The organism is Sulfuracidifex tepidarius, assembly GCF_008326425.1.
GTDB classification, from domain to species: domain Archaea; phylum Thermoproteota; class Thermoprotei_A; order Sulfolobales; family Sulfolobaceae; genus Sulfuracidifex; species Sulfuracidifex tepidarius.
The window spans coordinates 479,716-499,098 of the sequence record NZ_AP018929.1; the positions used below are offsets into that span (position 1 = coordinate 479,716).

Annotated in this window: 14 protein-coding genes; 8 read left to right on the top strand and 6 right to left on the bottom strand. The window is 41.9% G+C overall.

All coding sequences use genetic code 11. The annotated features are described in order from the left end of the window. Window positions 1–148: 148 nt before the first annotated feature. The 4 genes from IC007_RS02270 to IC007_RS02285 all read left to right on the top strand — a co-directional run bounded on the left by IC007_RS02270 (window position 149) and on the right by IC007_RS02285 (window position 7,004). Window positions 149–847, top strand: a complete 699-nt coding sequence (locus IC007_RS02270) for a zinc ribbon domain-containing protein (protein ID WP_149528284.1) — start codon at window positions 149–151, stop codon at window positions 845–847. A gap of 783 nt (window positions 848–1,630) precedes the next feature. Continuing rightward, window positions 1,631–3,763, top strand: a complete 2,133-nt coding sequence (locus tag IC007_RS02275; protein ID WP_149528285.1) for a hypothetical protein — start codon at window positions 1,631–1,633, stop codon at window positions 3,761–3,763. Window positions 3,764–4,278: 515 nt separating this feature from the next. Next, window positions 4,279–5,757, top strand: a complete 1,479-nt coding sequence (locus IC007_RS02280) for a hypothetical protein (RefSeq protein ID WP_149528286.1) — start codon at window positions 4,279–4,281, stop codon at window positions 5,755–5,757. Window positions 5,758–6,248: 491 nt separating this feature from the next. Continuing rightward, the gene (locus tag IC007_RS02285) at window positions 6,249–7,004 is read left to right on the top strand and encodes a hypothetical protein (RefSeq protein ID WP_054846427.1); all 756 of its coding nucleotides are present in this window, start codon (window positions 6,249–6,251) and stop codon (window positions 7,002–7,004) included. Here the strand turns inward: IC007_RS02285 and IC007_RS02290 are convergent. Both IC007_RS02290 and IC007_RS02295 read right to left on the bottom strand, forming a co-directional pair. Further along, a complete protein-coding gene (locus IC007_RS02290; protein WP_149528287.1) occupies window positions 6,965–7,474 on the bottom strand; it encodes a hypothetical protein in 510 nt (169 codons plus the stop codon). The two genes, IC007_RS02285 and IC007_RS02290, sit on opposite strands and share 40 nt — an antisense overlap. 551 nt (window positions 7,475–8,025) lie before the next feature. Then, window positions 8,026–8,769: a hypothetical protein gene (locus tag IC007_RS02295; protein WP_054846425.1), complete on the bottom strand. Its 744-nt coding sequence runs from the start codon at window positions 8,767–8,769 to the stop codon at window positions 8,026–8,028. Between the two features lie 345 nt (window positions 8,770–9,114). On the opposite strand from IC007_RS02295, the gene IC007_RS02300 reads away from it, so the two are divergent. Further along, a complete protein-coding gene (locus IC007_RS02300; protein ID WP_054846424.1) occupies window positions 9,115–11,400 on the top strand; it encodes a DUF4352 domain-containing protein in 2,286 nt (761 codons plus the stop codon). Here the strand turns inward: IC007_RS02300 and IC007_RS02305 are convergent. The 3 genes from IC007_RS02305 to IC007_RS02315 form a co-directional block, all read right to left on the bottom strand. Next, entirely contained in the window at window positions 11,397–11,810 is a 414-nt protein-coding gene (locus IC007_RS02305; protein WP_054846423.1) for a hypothetical protein, read from the bottom strand. The two genes, IC007_RS02300 and IC007_RS02305, sit on opposite strands and share 4 nt — an antisense overlap. A 414-nt stretch (window positions 11,811–12,224) precedes the next feature. Further along, on the bottom strand, window positions 12,225–13,310 hold the full coding sequence (locus IC007_RS02310) for a hypothetical protein (RefSeq protein WP_054846422.1): 1,086 nt from the start codon (window positions 13,308–13,310) through the stop codon (window positions 12,225–12,227). A gap of 345 nt (window positions 13,311–13,655) precedes the next feature. Next, window positions 13,656–15,377: an APC family permease gene (locus tag IC007_RS02315; RefSeq protein ID WP_054846421.1), complete on the bottom strand. Its 1,722-nt coding sequence runs from the start codon at window positions 15,375–15,377 to the stop codon at window positions 13,656–13,658. Window positions 15,378–15,633: 256 nt separating this feature from the next. On the opposite strand from IC007_RS02315, the gene IC007_RS02320 reads away from it, so the two are divergent. The 3 genes from IC007_RS02320 (at window position 15,634) to IC007_RS14290 (ending at window position 18,904) form a co-directional block, all read left to right on the top strand. Beyond that, window positions 15,634–16,725: a hypothetical protein gene (locus IC007_RS02320; RefSeq protein ID WP_054846420.1), complete on the top strand. Its 1,092-nt coding sequence runs from the start codon at window positions 15,634–15,636 to the stop codon at window positions 16,723–16,725. Window positions 16,726–17,631: 906 nt separating this feature from the next. Beyond that, window positions 17,632–18,105 (top strand): YncE family protein, encoded by a 474-nt coding sequence (locus IC007_RS02330; protein ID WP_149528289.1) that lies wholly within the window; start codon window positions 17,632–17,634, stop codon window positions 18,103–18,105. Beyond that, on the top strand, window positions 18,083–18,904 hold the full coding sequence (locus tag IC007_RS14290) for a YncE family protein (protein ID WP_149528290.1): 822 nt from the start codon (window positions 18,083–18,085) through the stop codon (window positions 18,902–18,904). The genes IC007_RS02330 and IC007_RS14290 overlap by 23 nt, the downstream gene beginning before the upstream one ends. A gap of 18 nt (window positions 18,905–18,922) precedes the next feature. On the opposite strand, the gene IC007_RS02340 is transcribed toward IC007_RS14290, so the two are convergent. Next, window positions 18,923–19,381, bottom strand: a complete 459-nt coding sequence (locus IC007_RS02340) for a hypothetical protein (protein WP_149528291.1) — start codon at window positions 19,379–19,381, stop codon at window positions 18,923–18,925. Between the last annotated feature and the right edge of the window lie 2 nt (window positions 19,382–19,383).

The window sequence follows — 19,383 nt, forward strand, 5'->3', positions numbered from 1 at the left end:
GGATAACCTTGAATCGTGCACGATTGTCTATAACTAAACTGCTGAGAAGATTTATCTTATGTTAAATTCGAAGAAAGTTTTTGGAGTAACCTCTCCTCCTCGGCTAAAGCCATTAAACTTTATTAACTATTTTGTGTAGCATTATCATATGGTAGTATATTGTGTCAGATGTGGGCATCCAAATCCAGACGATAGTAAGTATTGTATAAGTTGTGGAAATGAAATACAAAATTCTTCACAAAGTTATCAATCTAGACCTGATAACGGTACGAGCGCGCAAGCTCAGATCTCTTCGGCTTCAGGCCTCCTCCCCGAGAAGTTCGCTAATGAAAAGGTCTTAGTGATAATGCCAATCGTGGCTAACTCTGACTGGGAACCTAGATCGGTAGTGCTGACGGACAAGCACGTGATACAGGGAAAACCGTTTGAGAAGCTTAACGTGAGAGGCGTTAATACAGTTGTCATTGAAACGGCTTTAAGCCTGATAGGAGCAACTCTAGCCGGGAGCCTCGGTATGGGGATAGGAGGAGCGATAGCCAAGAAAATGATGGAGAGTAAATTCTTAGAGAAGACTAAGGGGACTAAGAAGGAGACTCTGTTGATAGTACCCAACCAGCCTTTGCCTCTCACAGTGGATCTCCTGCCTAAAAGGGCACATGAAATTGAGTATGACAAAATGAAGAAAGTTCGTATCAAGAACAAATCAAAGGACGGCTATGTTTATGTTTCGTTCGAGAAAAGCTTCTCCATTATACATGCAAATATCCCGTGTGTCACACCTGAGGATGTAGTCAATGTTCTTAATATTACTCCCCTAAAGGATAAAATAGAGATCTCGCGATTATAAGAAAACAAGTCCCCACAAATATAAAAATGAGCAGAAGGAGTGTCAGTTTCGCATGTGATTCTATGTCTGATGATAGAAAGTCATCTGTGATCTATTGTCCTTTTCCGCATACACAAAGCGTTGAGGAACTCACGTAACCTTTTCCATCATGTCAATTCATGTAATAATATTACATATAAAGTTTTATATCAGCGTATATAGCTACTTCCAAAGAGGATCCTACAAGAGTATTGGGAGGGCAGCGAGACATCAATGTGCAATTGAAAAGAGGAAGATTCATGAAGAGGGACATACTCTTACATTAGAAAGTATTAATTAAAAAACTTCAATAGTATTATTAACAGGGATTTAACCAAATACATTCAAAATAGAAGTTCCGAGGTTCATCTCAATACTCCAAAATTAAAGCTTTAGAAACGGTTATAAATAGAGATTCGTTACTTTTTCCATGTTAAATATTCGTCCTAGATGCACCTATCAGAACACTGACGATGCAGGATTCTCACCACTTTAACATGATGAAGACGTTTACTATACCTTTTCCAAATCTCTACAAGGGGATTCGGAAATGATATTTGACGCAAGAAAAGGGGAGACAGTATTCTGGATATCAAGATTACTATAAACGCAACTACAGCAACAAAGTTTGCATCTATAAAAAGGTGAATATTTGAGGTCAATTGTTTGCATAGTTATACCAGACAAAAGCTCGTAATATAAAGAAAAATTTATAAATAAAGGGTCAAAAGATATTTTATAAATATTTAGGTGAGGTTTTGGCAAATGAAAGAAATCCTGAATAGGTTTCTTACCTTGTTAGTATTTTTAGTTACTCTATTATCAGTCATGCAGTTAACTCTAACTTCAACATATGCATCATCTCAGGAACAGCCTACACAGGGAGTACAGCTAGGTTACATATATGAAAACGGGATTCAAAGTAACGTGGAGGAAGCGGTTTATGATCCATTTAACGGGTTAATTTACGTTGCAGGACTAAATCACTTGATTTATGCTTTAAATGAGAGCGATGGTACCTTCAATCGAGTAGTGGTTGCAAACTTCATTGCTCAGAACTTATCCGTAGACCCCGTTAATGGGGTAGTGTATGCCATAAATCAGAGCGGGACTTTCTTGGAAATAAACGGAACTCATGAGGTGGGGTTATTTGAAATGCCTACACCATCGAACATGGTTATAACCAAGGTTTACTGGGGGTATCTAACCAACGGGTCGATCTATGTACTGGGAACCAGTTTCAATGAATTGGAATTTGTCTTCCTGGTATATGACGGTACTGAGAACGTGTCGTGTGTTCACGCCCGGTATGGTTTCACCCCAGACGGTTTAGATCCAAGCGCTTACCCAACTTTCGTGAACGGTTACTTCGAGGTAGGTATTTCCATCAATCATTGCCCGCTAGTCCAGATACATCAAGGAAAATCAAGGGCTGTCACCACGCAGATAGGAAACGGAGGTGACGTGATAAGGTTAATCCCCGACAACACACTTGGTCTGGTTTACGTACAGGCCCAGCAGGATAATCAGTTATTTATCTATAATTCTTCCACTTTCCCTGATATCACGTCTAAAGATTACTTCACATACCTACAGCTGTCGACCTCAAGTTACGTTTATACAGGTGGAATTGTTCCACCCAATTACGTGATATCCCCCGACGGTACACTATACCTCATAACCCTAGAGCATGGTGGATTTTACATGTACGTGGTTCATAGCGATCAGCTGTTAAACTCCTTCTACCTTGGCTCCGGTTATACATGTATGGCATGGTATTTGGAATATTATAACGGAGAGGTCTATGCAATGTCGTCACATGGTCAGCTTGTCATAACTAACTCCAAGACTGTCCTTGAGAATTATACATTGCCTGATACGTCAGTGAATAATTTCCAGGTCACAAAGTGGGGTCTACTAGTCTCGGGGAACAACACTGTTAACTTTGCTTATTATGGTTACCCGGTAGAGATCCAAGCCCACGGTTTAAATTATGGCCTTCCTTTGACATTCATGGTGAACGGTACCGTGAACGGTTTGAAGGTCGGGTACGTGGAGAACACATCTAACTACTCCACAATATTAGTCCTTCCCGAAGGGAATTACACCATGACCTTTCTACCTAACGTTGGATATGTGCCGCTGCAAGGTTCGCTGACGCTACAAGTGGCTCAACAGAGTTACGTAACCGTGAACTACGTGCCTAGGAACTTCACCCTTACAGTAGAAGAGGAGGGCCTCATCCCAGACGTGAAGTGGGGCATCATAGCTAATTCCAAAACCGCTATGGCCTCCTCTGGGACAAACATTACCTTAACTCTGCCCTACGGCGATGTCCTAGTGATCCCTGAACCCGTAAATGGGTACAACTTGTCACAGACTCAGTATGAGACATTTCTGAACGGAAACGAAAGCCTAGTGGTGAGCTACGTACCCTTTGCAAGGTATAACCTCATCGTTCACGCTTCCGGGATTCCTAATGGAACGCAGTGGATCCTGAGTCTAAACTCTTCCAGCTTCAGGGGTACACTTATAGAGGACAAAAACCAAGTCAACCTCTCTCTGCTGATAGGAGTTTACGAGATGAGCGTAGTGCCTCCGCCGGGTTACAACGTCATAGGAGGCAATAGAACGTTCGTGCTGTCCCATAACTTCCAGTTGACCTTACAATTCTTCAACTCTTCCTCCCCGATCCCACCTACATCATCAAGTCCCATCCCACCTACATCATCAAGTACCGTGCCAACTTCGCATACACCTCAATCTAATAACGTCCGCCCCATTCCTCCAGAGACATCCAGCCAATCGACTGGCTTTCCGTTCATATACATTATCGTGTTGATTGCAGTAGTCTTGGGTATAGGGATTGTTATGGCATTGATATTCGGGAGACGTTGAAAAGATATACTTTTTTATTTTTTATTTATTTATTAATTAGTTAATTATTACATTTTTACTATTTCAAAACCAAACTTCTTCTTGAGTATCGTATGTATAAGACAATAAGGCAGCCGAGTCACGTTGTCCTATTTTACGCGGATGAGTTCGTGATGTGTTCGTCATGACACAACAAACGAGAGGGCATGCCTAACTCTGTCACTATTGGAGTAAATGAAGTTCACTAAAATGATTATGTAATCTACCCTCGTCTGATTTTCTATCTGGACGAAACTTCAGACTAGGTGTACCCTTCTTTCTCTTCAACAAATTTTCAACACCTTGAGCAAAGCTAAAATATTTTTAAATAAAAATTTTATAAAAAGTAATTTGAAAATAATATATACTTCAGACTTAGCATTTAACTCTTTTATTTCACGCAATAAAATGAGGTATAAACAGAATCATGAACATAGACGCCGGACTCTTGAATATGGGATAAAAAAGTTTATTAAATTGAGCATAAAGATTTGCGTATGGGAAGAGTTCTCATAGCAATAATCCTTTTAGTAGTTGTAATTGCAGGAGTAGGAGCGTTATTCTTCATTGAAAACTACAAGGATTCCTTTTACAAGCCTACAAGCTCAGGAACCCCTACTGTAGCGGTGAAGAATAGCACTACTCCTCATGGCAATGCCGTTCATCTCAACTTAACGATATCCCCCATTATTCCAATAGCAACGGTGAATCAGAACACGCTCGCCGTATTTGCTCCCCTCAGGGTCTACAACAACGGTTTCATGGTGAACGGAACTCTGGGAGAGCTGAGCGTGACCAAGAGAGAAACGGTCTCATTATATGTCACAAACGAGCCCGGAGTTAGCCTCATAACCTTCTGCATAGATAACTCCTCACTTGTTCAAAGCGTCGGAAACGGGAAATCTGTTATAGTTTACCCTGGTGTATACTGCGTCATAGAGGTCTTGAGTGTATCCCCTCAAGAATTGGGTAAACCAACTAAGGTAACTATCCAGATATCCTTTAGTAACGGCACATCGTCCCTCTATCATTTCCTTGAAGTGGTAGATCCTTCCCCTAAGCTGGGAATTTATCAAGGTTTCACCAGCCCCAGCTTCGCTTCCCTTTTCCTGGACACCACGTCCTGGCCTGTTTATATACCGCCTAATCAGCTCTCCCAGTATTACGGCGACCTCAAGAACGGTTCTTACGAGGAACCCATTCTCGACTTGTCTGCAAATTACAAGGAAGCTTGTCCTTATTCAGCCGGAATCATGTTATACAACTCTTCTTTCAATGGTACTTCTTATCAGGAGACATTCGTGGGCACCTACACCGTGTCTGGGTACAGTGGTTCCTCTGATGTGATTCCAGCAGACGGTTTCGAGATGGGAGCCTTCCTTACCCCGACTAACTACATCGACATGAACCACTCCGTGTCTTACTGGGTGAGCTACGGTGCAGATAAGCAGATAACTCCTCTATTGTTTAATGACTCCTTTGACCAGGGTGTGATGCGTTCTCTTGCCGGAATACAAGGCGTAGTCCTTCTACCTTACTCGCCCTCACCTTACATCATAGTTCAATGGGATCCCTTCTGGAAAGCTGTAAACATGACTGGGCAGTTCAACATTTGGATAGTGAACTACACGGACGGTCCACAAAACCCGCCCAACGTCGTAGTGATACCTCACACCGGTAACGGCACAGTGATTCCTTCACCTTATCAGGATTTAATCATTAAGATGAGCTACAACGCCTTGACCAAGGACTTGTATGCCCAGGTGATTGATTTGAATAACAGAGAGGTAGCAAACGTCTCGGTAAATCTCGGCTCGATCGATGAAGGAGACTACTCTTTCTTAGGCTCTACCAACAGTGTTGTGGCGAACGTCACAGTAGATCTTCCCCCGTTCGCGCGAGGTAACTATTACTCGTTCATAGGAGCAGACACGGGTCAGGGATTCGCCAACTGGGGCGTCTTATGGTTCCAGTAATTATTTTGACTAAAACACAGTAAATTAAGAAGCCTTATATGTTACATTATTTTTTATTTACCCTTTTTATGTAACATTGTGTACTTAATCTAAATACTAGCTCTAATGTTTTATTTTGAGTTATTGAAATACAATTAGGAAAAAAGAGTAATAATTCTCCTTTAAAAGAATTATTTCCGGATTAAAAAAATCGGTTTGATTCTCGATCTCGAACTGTTCTTATCTTAAAATCTATTCCCATTTTATACAAATCATACTACTTTTTTTAAACTAAAAAACGATGATTTTCCCTTTTCTTGAGAACTGTGTGTAACACAAACCAACCCCTATTGTAGACATTAACGTGGACAGTGATGAAGAACCGTCCGTGGCGAACTACTCATTAAGTCAGGCCAAAAGCACCTAACTACGTCTCATGGAGCTAAATCCAAGAATTTGGTGTCTTATGAGATTAAAAGCAATTTAATATAGCTTTTTAACAATTCTTCTCTATGTACGACGCTAAGTTAATGAAAATAGCAAGGCAGTTAGTTGAGGGGAGAACTCTTTCATTGAGGGATCCCACAGTGAGGAACTTGATCAACAGAGGAATCCTATCCTCTAAAGGGAAACCTCTCGAGGAGACAAGAATACTTCCCATCCTGAGACACACGATCTTCGTACAGGACAAAGCTACAGCCATCCTCAAAGAGAGATACGTGTTGGTCACATTTTCCGTCACCACGCGCCTGAGCTCTTCCCTAGGAGACCTCAGGTTCACAGGTAGAGTAATAAACGTGAACTCCTCCATTAAGGTAGATGGGAAGGAAATACCTCACGAAATGTCATGTTACATGTCGAAGGTTGGGGATAACAGCATGATAAACACCATGGTTCGATTTAAAGAAGTTGGAGTAAATCACTTGATAGAATTTGATTATGTGACTGAGGTCATCGGAGAAGCGAATTCGACTTACTATTCACCGAGGGATGACTACGTGATATCCATGTCAAACAAAGTATATCCTTTCGTAAAACAAGTTTACGATATGACCTTTAAGGGACTTGAAATTAAAAATTGTAAATTCATAAACGTAGAAGAGATAGGAGATAACTTCGTGCCCATAAAGTTCAGAGAAGAGAAGGACCCTGATAAGGGAAGCGTTTCCTCCAGCGGGGACAGAGTTGTGACGGAAATCAAGGGTAACGTTGGCGAAATACTTGGATCTTACTTCAATGTAACTCCTGCGCTCACGAAAACAGAATAGAAACCTGGAGTACAACTATTCCATGAAGCCTTGAAGTATTCTCCTCTCTTTATGATTAATTTGTAAGGATTGAAGAGAGGAATGGAGAAGCTCCTCCCGTAGGATGCCACAGCCACCTTCGACGGCGATACCCAATCTGGGACGTACACATCTATCTTAATCTTCATCGAAGGAGATTTTAACACGACAGCGGAGAAAAGGAGAGGGTAGGTTTGTTCCCCTAGGATAAGTTCGCCTTCCGCCTTAAAGGAGCCTCCCTGCAATGAAAATATCGGATTCCACGAGGTCCTCCTTCCCAGCACAAATGCCTTTATAGAGTCGAGTTCAAGCGAACCTTCGCCGATTACAGAGAGATTCACTTTGGTTCTGTTCTGTCTCAGGTAAACCTCATGAAAGATTGTCTTAACGTCTCCTGTAGTCACGTACCTTCCTATCCTCCTTATCACTCCGCTCTCTTCCAAGAACTTCAACCGGTCTTCTCCTAACTCCTTTTTAAGATGTGAAACTTCTTTGGATTCTGAGAGTAAATCGAAAATTTTTATGCAATTTTCCTTCATCATAGTCCTATATGCTTATCTATGCAAAGAGATAATTTAAGCATTTTATGTAACGTTTTCCTATCTGACTTACCCCAGTGAACGTCCTTGAGGACTCCGCCCTAGATTTCGCCGAGGAGACTCCTAGGTAATCTGAATTGAGGAAGACTTTGAGTCGGCACGGGACAGAGGCGTTACAATGTTCTCGCTTCGTGATATCTAGACGCTTATCCTTCAAATACTTTGAATGTCTAACTTCAGATCCATTTAAAAAAGGTTGCACATCTCGCTTAACTCTCGTGAGATGGGAAACCCCGAATCTCAGCGTAAAACTTGGCATATTCTTAATCTTATCCCTCCGTAAGACATAGGATAATCACGTCTTCCCGATGAAGATTTTCCCTTAAAAGAAATTAACTAGAAGTATAAAGAGAAACATGTCATTTCTGAAAAATCCAAATATTATAAATTATTGAGAAAACGAGCTATCCTTGCGATTGTTCCTCCTGTTGATTTGGTTTCTCCTGTTGAGGTTTTTGTTCTTGAGGTGGCTGTTGGTAGTTCTGAGGTGGATAAGGTCTCTGATATTCAGGCGGAGGGTACTGCTGACCGTAAGGTGGAGCAGGAGGTTGTCCGTACGGCTGTCCATAAGGCTGACCTAGCGGTTGCATTGGTGGAGCCATCATTACGGCCTGCACGATAGTGTTCATCAGTTGTTTCTCCCCTGCGTAGTCCTTATATATTCCGTAGGCGTCCATACCTCCTCCAACCATGGAAAGGAGTTTGCTGTGCAGGAGCATGTCCGAAATGCCCACTGTAGCACCTGCGGTCAAGAGATCGCTCATAAGGTTCGCGATCCCAGTTTCCGCCATTATAAAGCCTTGACCTTGACAGAGCCTCACTGTATACGCCTTGTTCTGGTCCGTGAGCATTCCCAACACGCTGTGGTGTTGAGCTTGTATTACAGCTAAGTTCTGCCCCACCATAGGAAACGCCTGAAAACCCTGCCCCATTAGATACATCTGTAGTTGCTGTGCTACATACTGTAGGTTAACCGGATATTGAGTAGGTATCATCTGCTGTTTTCCCCCTAAGCTAACTGACTGATCGCACATCGTCATCATGTTGTTCTGTTGTCCGTATTGTTGACTATATGGTTCCTCGTAAGGTTGTGGATAAGGTTGGCCGTATCCCTGCTCCGGATTTCCATAAGGATTAGGATTATACATAATATTGTATTAAGGATCATAGTACTAAAAAACATCCATATCAAGAGCAAATTTTAAAATTATGATGCATCTTTGTCCTCGTTTCATGATACCTCTTACTTTCATTAGTTTTACTAATTTTAGATAAAAATTTATTTACTATTATTGCCTTGTCCTATTGTGTTACATAAAAATAGGGATTTCAAGAGGAAATTCCTCATTCCAACCCGATTGGAAGAAAACCTATCTAAGTACTCCGTAAGGTTTGACCTCGCTTGGTTATGAAGGTGATACGAAAAGCCACTTGTATTTAATGTATAATTGAAAGTCAGATATATTTATAAATCTTTGCTTTGTTTTTTACATATGAATAAAACTATTACTCTTATAGCTACTGTTATAATTGTAGCTATAGCCGTTATAGGCATGGTCTTTTTCCTTCACGTCCCAAGTTCCACTGCACCAACCGCCTCGAGCACGTCCGCTTCTCATACATCGAGCTCCTCAAAGTCTTCAAGTAACGGCTTCTTGACCGTACAAGTCGAGAACGCAACTGCGCTAAGTGAAAATTACGGAGTTAGCGGTCAAGGGTTCTACGTGTTCATTCAAGTTCATAACGAACTTTCCCGCACTCTCTACTTAGAGCCCGACGAAGTGAAACTGGTGACCTCAACAGGGAGCTATTCCCCAGACTTCTTCAATGGAGCATTTCAACCCACCCTTGAAGTTCCTCCAGGGGACACCGTGAACGTGACTTACCCGTTCGTTATACCGTTCAATTCCGTCCCGGAGAAGGTAGAGCTGGTGAACAGCACGTTGAACCTTTTGACCAGTGTTTCATTCCCTTCACCAAAAGCTTATGTTTCCATGGTAAGGCTTTATTACAGCTCCAACGACTCAGAGATATCCACCGGGAACACGGGGTACTTCAAAGTGGAGAGCGGAAAGCCTTATCAAGTGAGCGTTTCGGTGTACTCGAGCCACTCCTCCTTACCAGTCCTCATAGACGAAGTTGAAGGCAGTCCGTACGTGAAACTCGATTCCCCCGTGTGTATAACTCCCCACAGTTACGGGACTCTGAACCTAACCGTGAATATACCAAACGAGAGCTACTACGGCACCATTAACTTGGTTTTCCTATCCTTGATAAACAGTTCGTCGATTAGCTTCAAAGCAACCCCAATTAACGGTGAGGCTATAGCTTTGGAGAACAACGAACAAGGCTATACTTGTCTTATATACAACGTCACTTTAACTTACAACGGAGGATCCATTTTCTATCCCAACCCTCAAGACTTCGTGCTGATTACCAACTTAGTTAGCGCTAAAGGAACTACTGCGTCCTTTGACGCTCTGCCCAACTCAGGCATGGAGAGAGGGGTGACAGTGTCCGGTCTAGTTTTCTTCAAGGTCCCTGCACACGCAACTCCGGTGAAACTGTATTACGAGGACAGCGACGGAATAAAGGTGGTCTCTGAACCCACGTCATCTCCATCAATAGCTTACTCTCTGTTGAGTGGAATAAACGCTAACGTGATAACTAGTTACACTGATGTAAGCACCAGTGTACCATTATTCTTTTCATCATCAGGGTTCACCGGGCAAAACGTTACCTTGACTTTCAGCGTTTACGACGGAAACAACGCACCGTTACCTCTCTCTAACGTCACCCTCTCTCCAGGTTTTCAGGTATTGTACCAGAACGTCACAGGTAAGATAGTCCCTCCCTTCACTACGTATGACTTTGAGGTTGTGGCTAAATACCCTGAGTTCAGCTACTACGGACCGATGAACATAACAGTTTACTCTGGGGTACCTCACTTCGTGACAATGAAAGTACTAAACTACACAATAGATTCAGCTGACGCACAAGCTGCTGGCTACAACGGAGAAAAATACTTGCTGTTCAACTTAAGTGTGACCTACAGCGGTCCTGGGAACCTCTACTTCTACCCTCAGGACATTTACTTGGTTACTAATCAAGGTGTGTTCCAAGGTGCTCAGAATTACGACAATTTGATCTTGGGATCCAACCAATTCCTGTCCTCGGAGACTATGCCCACCGGAGACGTGATATATGGTTATGTTAGCTTCTTAGTACCTTCCACAGCTCAACCGATCCAACTTGAGTATAACTCTTCTGGAGAGTTACAAGCGGTGACCAACATAAACGTGATCCCCAATACTGTAACCAGAATAGAGGGAGCCTCGCTCAACACTACCTCTTCTGCCGTGTCATGTTATTTCCCAAGTACGCCCTTCACATATAGTTCATATTTCAGTGGAGAGACAATAAACGTTTCTATGTACTTCCAAAGCAATAATTATTTCTCAATCCAGGGTTGGAAAATAAACTACCCGTTCAAGATAGTAGAACAAGGACCTACATCGGCTAAACCGTTGTCTTATGGATATGACCTGCAGACGTGGTTGGTGATAGAAATTCTTAACACAAGCTATTATGGTAGTTTGCATATTACAGCGATAGTGTCATCATCACAGACACCCGCATTTTTGAACCACTCCTCCCTCGAAATCAAGAGTAGCCTAACCATTGACCATAGCATTACCGCAAGAAACTCGTTGAATCTGAACCTCTTGCAAACCCAGAGTCTATTTCTATATTACTGCGAAAAAGATGCTACGTATTAACCTTGCAGTTCATTCTTAATTTTTTGTATTTTCTCAATTTCCTCTCCTATAAACTGTTTGATCCATTCATACCTTAATTGTGACAGAAGGTTCCTTATATCTCTTGGAGATGGATTCCCTTGTTTCCGCTCATTGAAGAGGGAGAGAGCTAGAGAAGTCATCTCCGATATACCCTCATACGCACCTTCCAGTTTACACGCTACGTCTTTCATCTCTCCCTTGGGTACAGCACAAGGCGTATTCCTCCTGTGTATACCGTGGATCATGGCCAGACATTGGAGAAGTCTTCGTTCAGCCTTGTAAGCTCTGAAGGCGGCCAGCTTCAGGTCACCTCGCTTTAATCTAACGTAAGCTACCTCAAAGTCCTTAACGCTCATCCTAGCGTATGTTTCCTCGTCTCTGATAGGCATTGCAGTATTTTATAGAGAAATACACAATAAGTCTTACCATCAATTCCTTACGTTCATGAATGCGAAGCGCAACTCAAAGTTGTAAAGAGCTGAGGTAAAAATACATGTAGTCTATCAAAAGTTCTTTATAGATGCTCAGGGCGATTCAGGGATTCGTTGTGAAATGTAACAGTTTCTAATATATGATGTTCAATTTAATTATCCCTATCACTCTACGAAATCCACTGCAAGTTTGGTTTAACTCATTTAAAAGCAATTGCGAACTTTAGGAACTTATTAAATATCACATTTTGTTAGAACAAGGTGATTGCAAATGAAACATGAATGACTAGATCCTCAAACGCATTTTGCCGAAGAAGAGTTAAAAAATAGATTATATAGAAGAAAATTTATTAAAAAAATAATTTGTTATTACTAATTAGTAACTATCATCGCGTTAGAGGGGGCTAACAAGTAAACTTCGTATACCGTAGAGGAGGTAATTGGCACCTCAGTACCAACAGGGTAATACGTTGACGTCTGGAAAGGTTCACTCTCATTATAAGTGATACCGGGACCAGCAGAGCCTATTGAAATGTACCAAGTGCCACCTAGGTCTTGAAGCGAAATTTTATACAAGACTACTGATAGGTAACCGTTAGTTATAGCGTCACGAATTTGCGTATATCTATACATGTTATTGAACTCGTAATCGTAATAATCCGATCCATTTAGGTGATTATAATCGGAGTTCTCTACCGGATAAGAACTGTTCCAGAATAGCTGTACCCCGTCGTTTTCGTTCTGAGCATAGAAATACTCATAATAGTAATGATATACATTAGTTCCGTAGCCTCCTGAAGTGTAAAGAAGAATACCGAAGGGCGATGGCGCTGGTTCCCCGTCTTTAAAGAAATACATGGCAACACAAAAAGTGATGTTTTCGGGGAAAGTATAAATCATGGTAACGTTAGAGAAACCTTGGTAATAGGTGCCGTTTATGACCTGCGATACTAACTGAACCCCAGAGGTATCGTGAAAGGCAAGAGACGATGCTTCTTCAATCACGTATGGCATCTTCAGACTTATAGCATGGGTTATCCCCACCTCAGTGTTCTGGAGATGGCTGGGATCCAAGTTTAGGGAACAGCTACTTACGTTGTACTCCTCCCCATTATTGGTAACAACTATGAACCATCCATTGTAACCTTGTGCTAACGATGACACTGGAACTGGTGTGGACGCGATAGTCAAGTCCTCCCTTTTCACGTTGCCATTAGGGAAAATTACGTAGTTTATTGTAAGAGTCTTCCCTGATGACGAGACCAGCTCTGGTTGTCCTTGGGACGAGTAGATCTCCTCTATAGGGCTGAATTCAAGGGAGTTGGAGATGGAACTACGCTGACTTAAGTAAAGGCTAGATTCTTCTCTCTCAATAAACATAAGTAAGCTGAGGCTACCTACCAGTATAATTATCATGATTAGCCCGCCGAGTATTCCCGATATTGCCTTACGTTTCATGTGAAAAAATTAAAAGTAAAAAGATACACGCGTCAGTGAAAGTGAACTGGCCCGTCATTGCTGGTCTCTACTACGCGATGGAGATCTCCTCCTTCTCAGACAACTTCCCCCTTCACCGGTAGCGGAGGCTCTAGGAACGGTATCGTTTCGTGATGCCAACACAAGAGAGTTACAGAGAGTTTGCTATCCAGAAGCTAGCTCTCTAGTCCAAAGTACGACCTTAGCCTTTCAACTGAGATCTAAGAATTATTCACTTTTTTATAAAAACATTTATATAAGGGCTCCCTCACCTCAGGAGGGGTCTCCTACCCCTTAACCCCCGTAAAGTTAAATTCCCTCAATTAGTTATGTCATCTCTTGCGTGCCTTGTTCTAACTCTCCTCTGAATACATGAACATCCCTCAGAGACGACCTTGTTGCGACGAAATGAACTGCTAACATGACCAGCGAAACTAGGATCACGTCATAAGGAAAGACCATCACTTGTAAAACCCCAAAAGGCCCAAAGTACGACATTAACAGGATAGTTACCATCATGAAGATAAGCCAGTAGCTAGCCCTCTTCTCCTCTTTCTCGAACTTTGAAAACCTCACTGAGGTCAAAGCAATGGCCACCAGGAACAGGAGGTAAACTCCAAAGTAGAGCATCTGATACCCTGTGACGGTCAAGTAGTAAGCACCAAGCAGAGTCCCAGTCAAGGGTATGGAAGCTAACCAGATTGACCTTGGAAAAAGGGAGAAAGCTATCATACCTGAGAACATGGCAACACCTATATAAAACAGAATGGAGAACCCTGACCAATATATCAAGAGTCCCGCCATCACAGTAGAAAGAGGAGCAATCAGTTTCCACGGCTTGAGGGAAAAAGGTCTTCTCATCTCTGGTAATTTCTCCCTGAACACTTGTAGGTCTATTCCACCCATAACATAAGTGAGGACTGTGGCAGATGTAGACACGTCAACTATGGAGTACCAAGAAGGTATAGGAAGGAGGAAGATAGCTGACGAGATAACTGTAGCTATCAGGGCCAAAGTTGGGATCCCCTTGCTGTTTACCCGTGAGAAATTTTCGGGGATGTATCCATTAAGTGATGACGCATAGAACGTTCTTGTGGTAGTGCCAGTATAAATGATTCCTGTCCCAGCGGGGGAGAAAATCGCGTCGAAGGTTAGCAAGGAGACCCATATGTAAGTCAAGATAGATCCCTCATAGAACGCTGAAATGATGGGTGAATCGCTCATGGGCGAACTAAGCAATCCTCCCCAATCTCCTACGGGCAGACCGGCAACGTTCCAGTTCAGTGCCCCTATGAAGGCTAACTGGAGAAGGGAGAAAATCCCCATAGACACCATGAGGGAAGAGATAAGCGCGAACGGTATGTCCCTCTGAGGGTTCCTCCCCTCGCCTCCGTACTCTATGGCTTGTCTGAAACCTAGATAAGAGAAGATTATCCCTGAGGATGGTATAGCAAAGAGGATCGCGTTTAATCCTTGGGGACCTGCTACCTCCTTAGGGATGAACGTGGAGAAGTTGCCTTGGTTAAATTCGAACAACAGGAGAACCGAGGTCAGCGTGGGTATTAGCAACTTCCACCACCCTAGACCATGGCTTACTCTACCTAGGAACTTCACACCGGCATAATTCACCAGGAAGAAAATTGCTAGCAATACATAGGTCAAGACTATACCTAAGGGGGTGAGCCCTCCACTGTAAAGTGACGGAAAGTAATGGGAGAGGTATGTGGTCGTAGCTACCGCCTCTATCGCTACTGTTGATATGGCAGAAATCAAGTAAATCCAAGACATAACAAAGCCCACGATCTTTCCGTGAGTGACGTGGGGATACCTCACTATACCTCCAGACATGGGCATTGAAGAGGAAATCTCGGCATAGGAGAGCGCTATCACCATCATCATTACACCTCCCAGTATCCACGCTACTACCGACGCAGGGCCAGCGTATGCTGCAGCAGCGAGTGGTGCGAAGAGCCACCCTGACCCTATTATCCCTCCAAGCGAAAGGTAAGTTAGCTCCCAACGGTTCAAAGTTTTTCTAAGACCGACCATCGGAATTTAAACAAGATGTACTTTTCTTAAAAAACTGAAATCCGATAGTAGTTTAAACTCAGTCCCTCTTACGATATGCTATATCGTCATTAGAATATGCTACATGTTATCTGTTGTTTAAACTCGAACCCTAGAGTTTATAAGGTCCAAGACACCGAGGGAAGAGGCCTTTCCTCCTTTTTGTTATTGCCAAAAAGCTGATAACCTTATGTTGAAACTTAGTGAAACTTATTAACAGACCGTACTAAATAGTCCAATGGAGTTAAGTAAGGACAACTCCGACATAGCAGTTCTCATCGTGGTGATCCTTTCTCTTATAGCTTCCTATAAGGTTGCAGAGGAGTTCCCTGTAACCATGTTATTGATCTCGTTGATAGGTATGGCCAGGAAGAAGTGGGTTTCCGCAGCTGTAGTCCTCTCCTCCTTGGGCTTTCTGGAATTTCACTCAATGACGTCAATACAGTTCGTCGTTATCTCGCTTGCTACCTCAATTTCCCTCGTCATGGAAGTTTCATATTCCCTCTGGTTGACCCTAGGGGTATCCTTAGTTATCTTGAAGGTTCCCCCGGCTTTCCAGCTAATCACTCTCATAGCCCTTCTGATTACCATGAGATACTTCAATTTAGAAGTCAGGGGATTCATAGTCTCTGGTATCTCGCTGTTGGTAGCTGAGGCGTTGATGAACCTCTCCGGGGTCATGGATGTATCTTACTTCGACTTATTGACTGGGGTGATAGGCGTAGCTTCCGAGAACGTTAGGTTGCCCAAGTGGTCGCCTTATTTGTTGCCACTGGTACCGGCCCTCATGTTCGCTACTTACGGTATTCCAGACGGAGTTTACTGGGCTGACTCAGAATCTTTCCTCTTCAAGTATAATCCTTTCTCAATGTGGATCCCTGGATCGTTCTATTACCCCAGAGTTAACGACTTCGCGTTATGTTTCCTACTGGATAAGCCTTACTACGTGTTCGTATTCGTCATGGTCTACCTTTCAGGAATCCTCTCATATCACGCGTTCAGATCCTTAGGACTAAAGTATTCCTTGCCCATATACTTGGTGTACTCCGTTCTTTTTCCATTCAACTCTCCTTATATCATGATACCTTATGTCGTGTCTCCTATCCTGCTTATCCTAGGAGTTGATAACACGCGGTTCTTAATTTCTCTGAACATGAAAGATAGTCCCAAGGTTAACGTACGAAGAATAGAAAGACATTTTATTAAGTATTGTATAAATTTTCTAAAATTAGTAAAGATATTAATATTAGATTTTTGTAAAGAAGTTAATAGTAAAGTTTTTAAATTATGGTGTAATAAGGGAGTGTGTCCAACTATTTTGTTAAATTAGTATTTACTAAAATAAGTGAATAAAACTTTCCTAACCTAACGTGGGATTTTTTGTTAAAAAATCTTGGTAATAGTATTTTTATTAAATCAAGAGTTATTAAATAACATCGGATTTGATGTTGATCTATAAATAAGTTTCAAATAATTTAAATTGTTGGACACACGCTAATAAGGAGTGACAAATGGAGATGTTTTAAATGATAAATATTAAAAATATAATTTCAGTTATATTGATTTTAATTTCTTTAATTTCTATAAATTCTTTTATTCAAGTTCTTATAGGAACCAGTAACGGAATAAGTGGGCAACCCTCTCAAAACATAGGCTACGTAAAATACACTCTCGACCTATGGAATAACTCACTATTGTATGGTAACACTAGTGGAAAGGAGCCCAATTTTCCAAGTCATTTTATTTACGTTTCTACTGGATATATTTATATTTTAACTTGCGATTCTGTTGACATATTAGTGAACTCACCCCGCCCTTACGGACGGGGCATCCCCACCTCACGATGGAGATTTCCTGCTTCTCAGAGGAACCTCGATCCCCCTTCACCCACAGCGGAGGTTCCATCGAACGGAACCGTTCTGTGATGCACCGTGTGGAAGAGGGGTTACGGAGGGTTCCTCTCCACAAGCGTAAGTTCCCCCAGTCCCGAGGGTACTGACCCAGCTCTTACAGCCAAGGTCTAAGGAAATTTTGACATACAAATATAAAACCGTTTCTATAAGGGGGCTATCCATCCCCTCCCTGACGGAAGGGGACTTTCGCCCCCTTAACCCCCGCAAAGTTAAATGCTAGTACTAACCAATATGCAGACGAATTTATAGCCGGTAACTTAGGAGTTTACGATCCCTCTAACGGATACGTTTACGTTGTAAGTCATCTTTCCAATTCGATATCCGTGATAAACGGCACAAGACTTATTGCAAATATAACTGCAGAATGCGATAGTGGTCCCGTGATTTACGATCCTGCAAACAAATATATTTATGCTTTTGGCTACAGAGAAGCTCCCGGTCCTAATGGATATGCTTATATTATAAATGGTACAAATATAATTGAAAACATCATCCTACCATATTATTTAGGTTGCGTAGTCTATGACCCATCAAACGGTTTCCTATACGGAACAAACCCCGGTTCATATTACATATCAGTAATAGCAAGCAGTTCTTTAATAGCAAGTGTTACGGTAGGTTACAGGCCCATTGGTATTACTTATGACCCTATAAATAATTACATATATGCTGTTAGTGAATGCACGAACAGCGTCTCAGTAATTCAAGATACATCAGTTGTAGCTAAACTGAACGTTGGGACATTCCCTCAACAAATATTGTACAATCCGTCCAATGACTTATGTTTATGTCGCTAATTTTTATTCGAACAGTGTAACAGTAATTAATAGAACTGAAGACATTTCAACGACATATATAGTAAATAGACCCGATGCAATAGTACACGATCCGGTAAACAACTACGTGTATGTAGCGGACTACTCCTATGATTGTGTACTGGTAATTAACCACACTCACATCATTTATAAAATAACTGTAGGTTATCACCCCGATGCAATAGCGTACGATCCGAAAAATAACTATATATACGTTGCTAACGTTGGTTCTAATACTGTATCCGTAATAAACTGCACAAGCGTCATAGCTAATATAACCGTAAGGCATGCTCCAGTGGCAATAGTTTATGAGCCGCCTGACGGCTATATATACGTTGCGAACTCTGGTTGTAATGTCATATCAGTAATAAATTGTACGAAAGTGATATGGAACATAACCTGCGCCTATTTGCCGGCTTCCTTCACGTATGATCCTTCTGACGGTTCTATATACGTTGGTTCTTACTGTGCATGCGTTTTCAGGGTTTGCAATACAGTTATAACGGCAAAGATATATATGGGTGGGCGTCATATATCGGTTTTCTACAATCCATCTAACGGTTATGTCTACGCTGGTAATGGATTTTATATTGGCCTTATCAACTGCTCTACTAGGATAGCAGATATCGGATGGTTATCGTGTCCGTTAGGCATGGCCTATAATCCGGTTAACGGTTACGTGTACGTTACCAACTACTGTTCTAACATGTTATCAGTAATCGATAATACAATACTAATTGGATCAATAGTCGAAATAGAGTTGAATTTGACATTTTTTTAAAAAAATAAAGAGATGGAATCATGTGGAAGTCCTATAGCTAAAGAACGCTCCAATGACACTTGGTATCAATAACAACTGAAAATAGCCATTGAGAAAAGATAAAGGAAAGGCCAAGGAACTGATAGCCCACGTATATCTTGACAGCCCTGTGGATATAGAAGCTAGTATTAAGTAAATCGCAGTCACGGAGAGATATGATGCCAAGAGGAAGATAACGTTTGGATAAAGGAGAAATAGTACTTGGAATATCACGTAAGCTAGGGCCATGAAAGTGACCTCAAACCTCCTGAGAGAAATTAGAATAGCAACCAAAATCGCTGTGAATACCAAACTTGAAAAGGTGAAGTTGTAGTATGTGTAGAGGAAAAATGAGGGGGTGTATAGGGACGTAGTTGTAAGGAACGAAGATACATCTAGGTAGAAATACTTTACTAGGAAGAAAGTGATATAAAGAAGGGAGAAAAGACGTATACTCACGG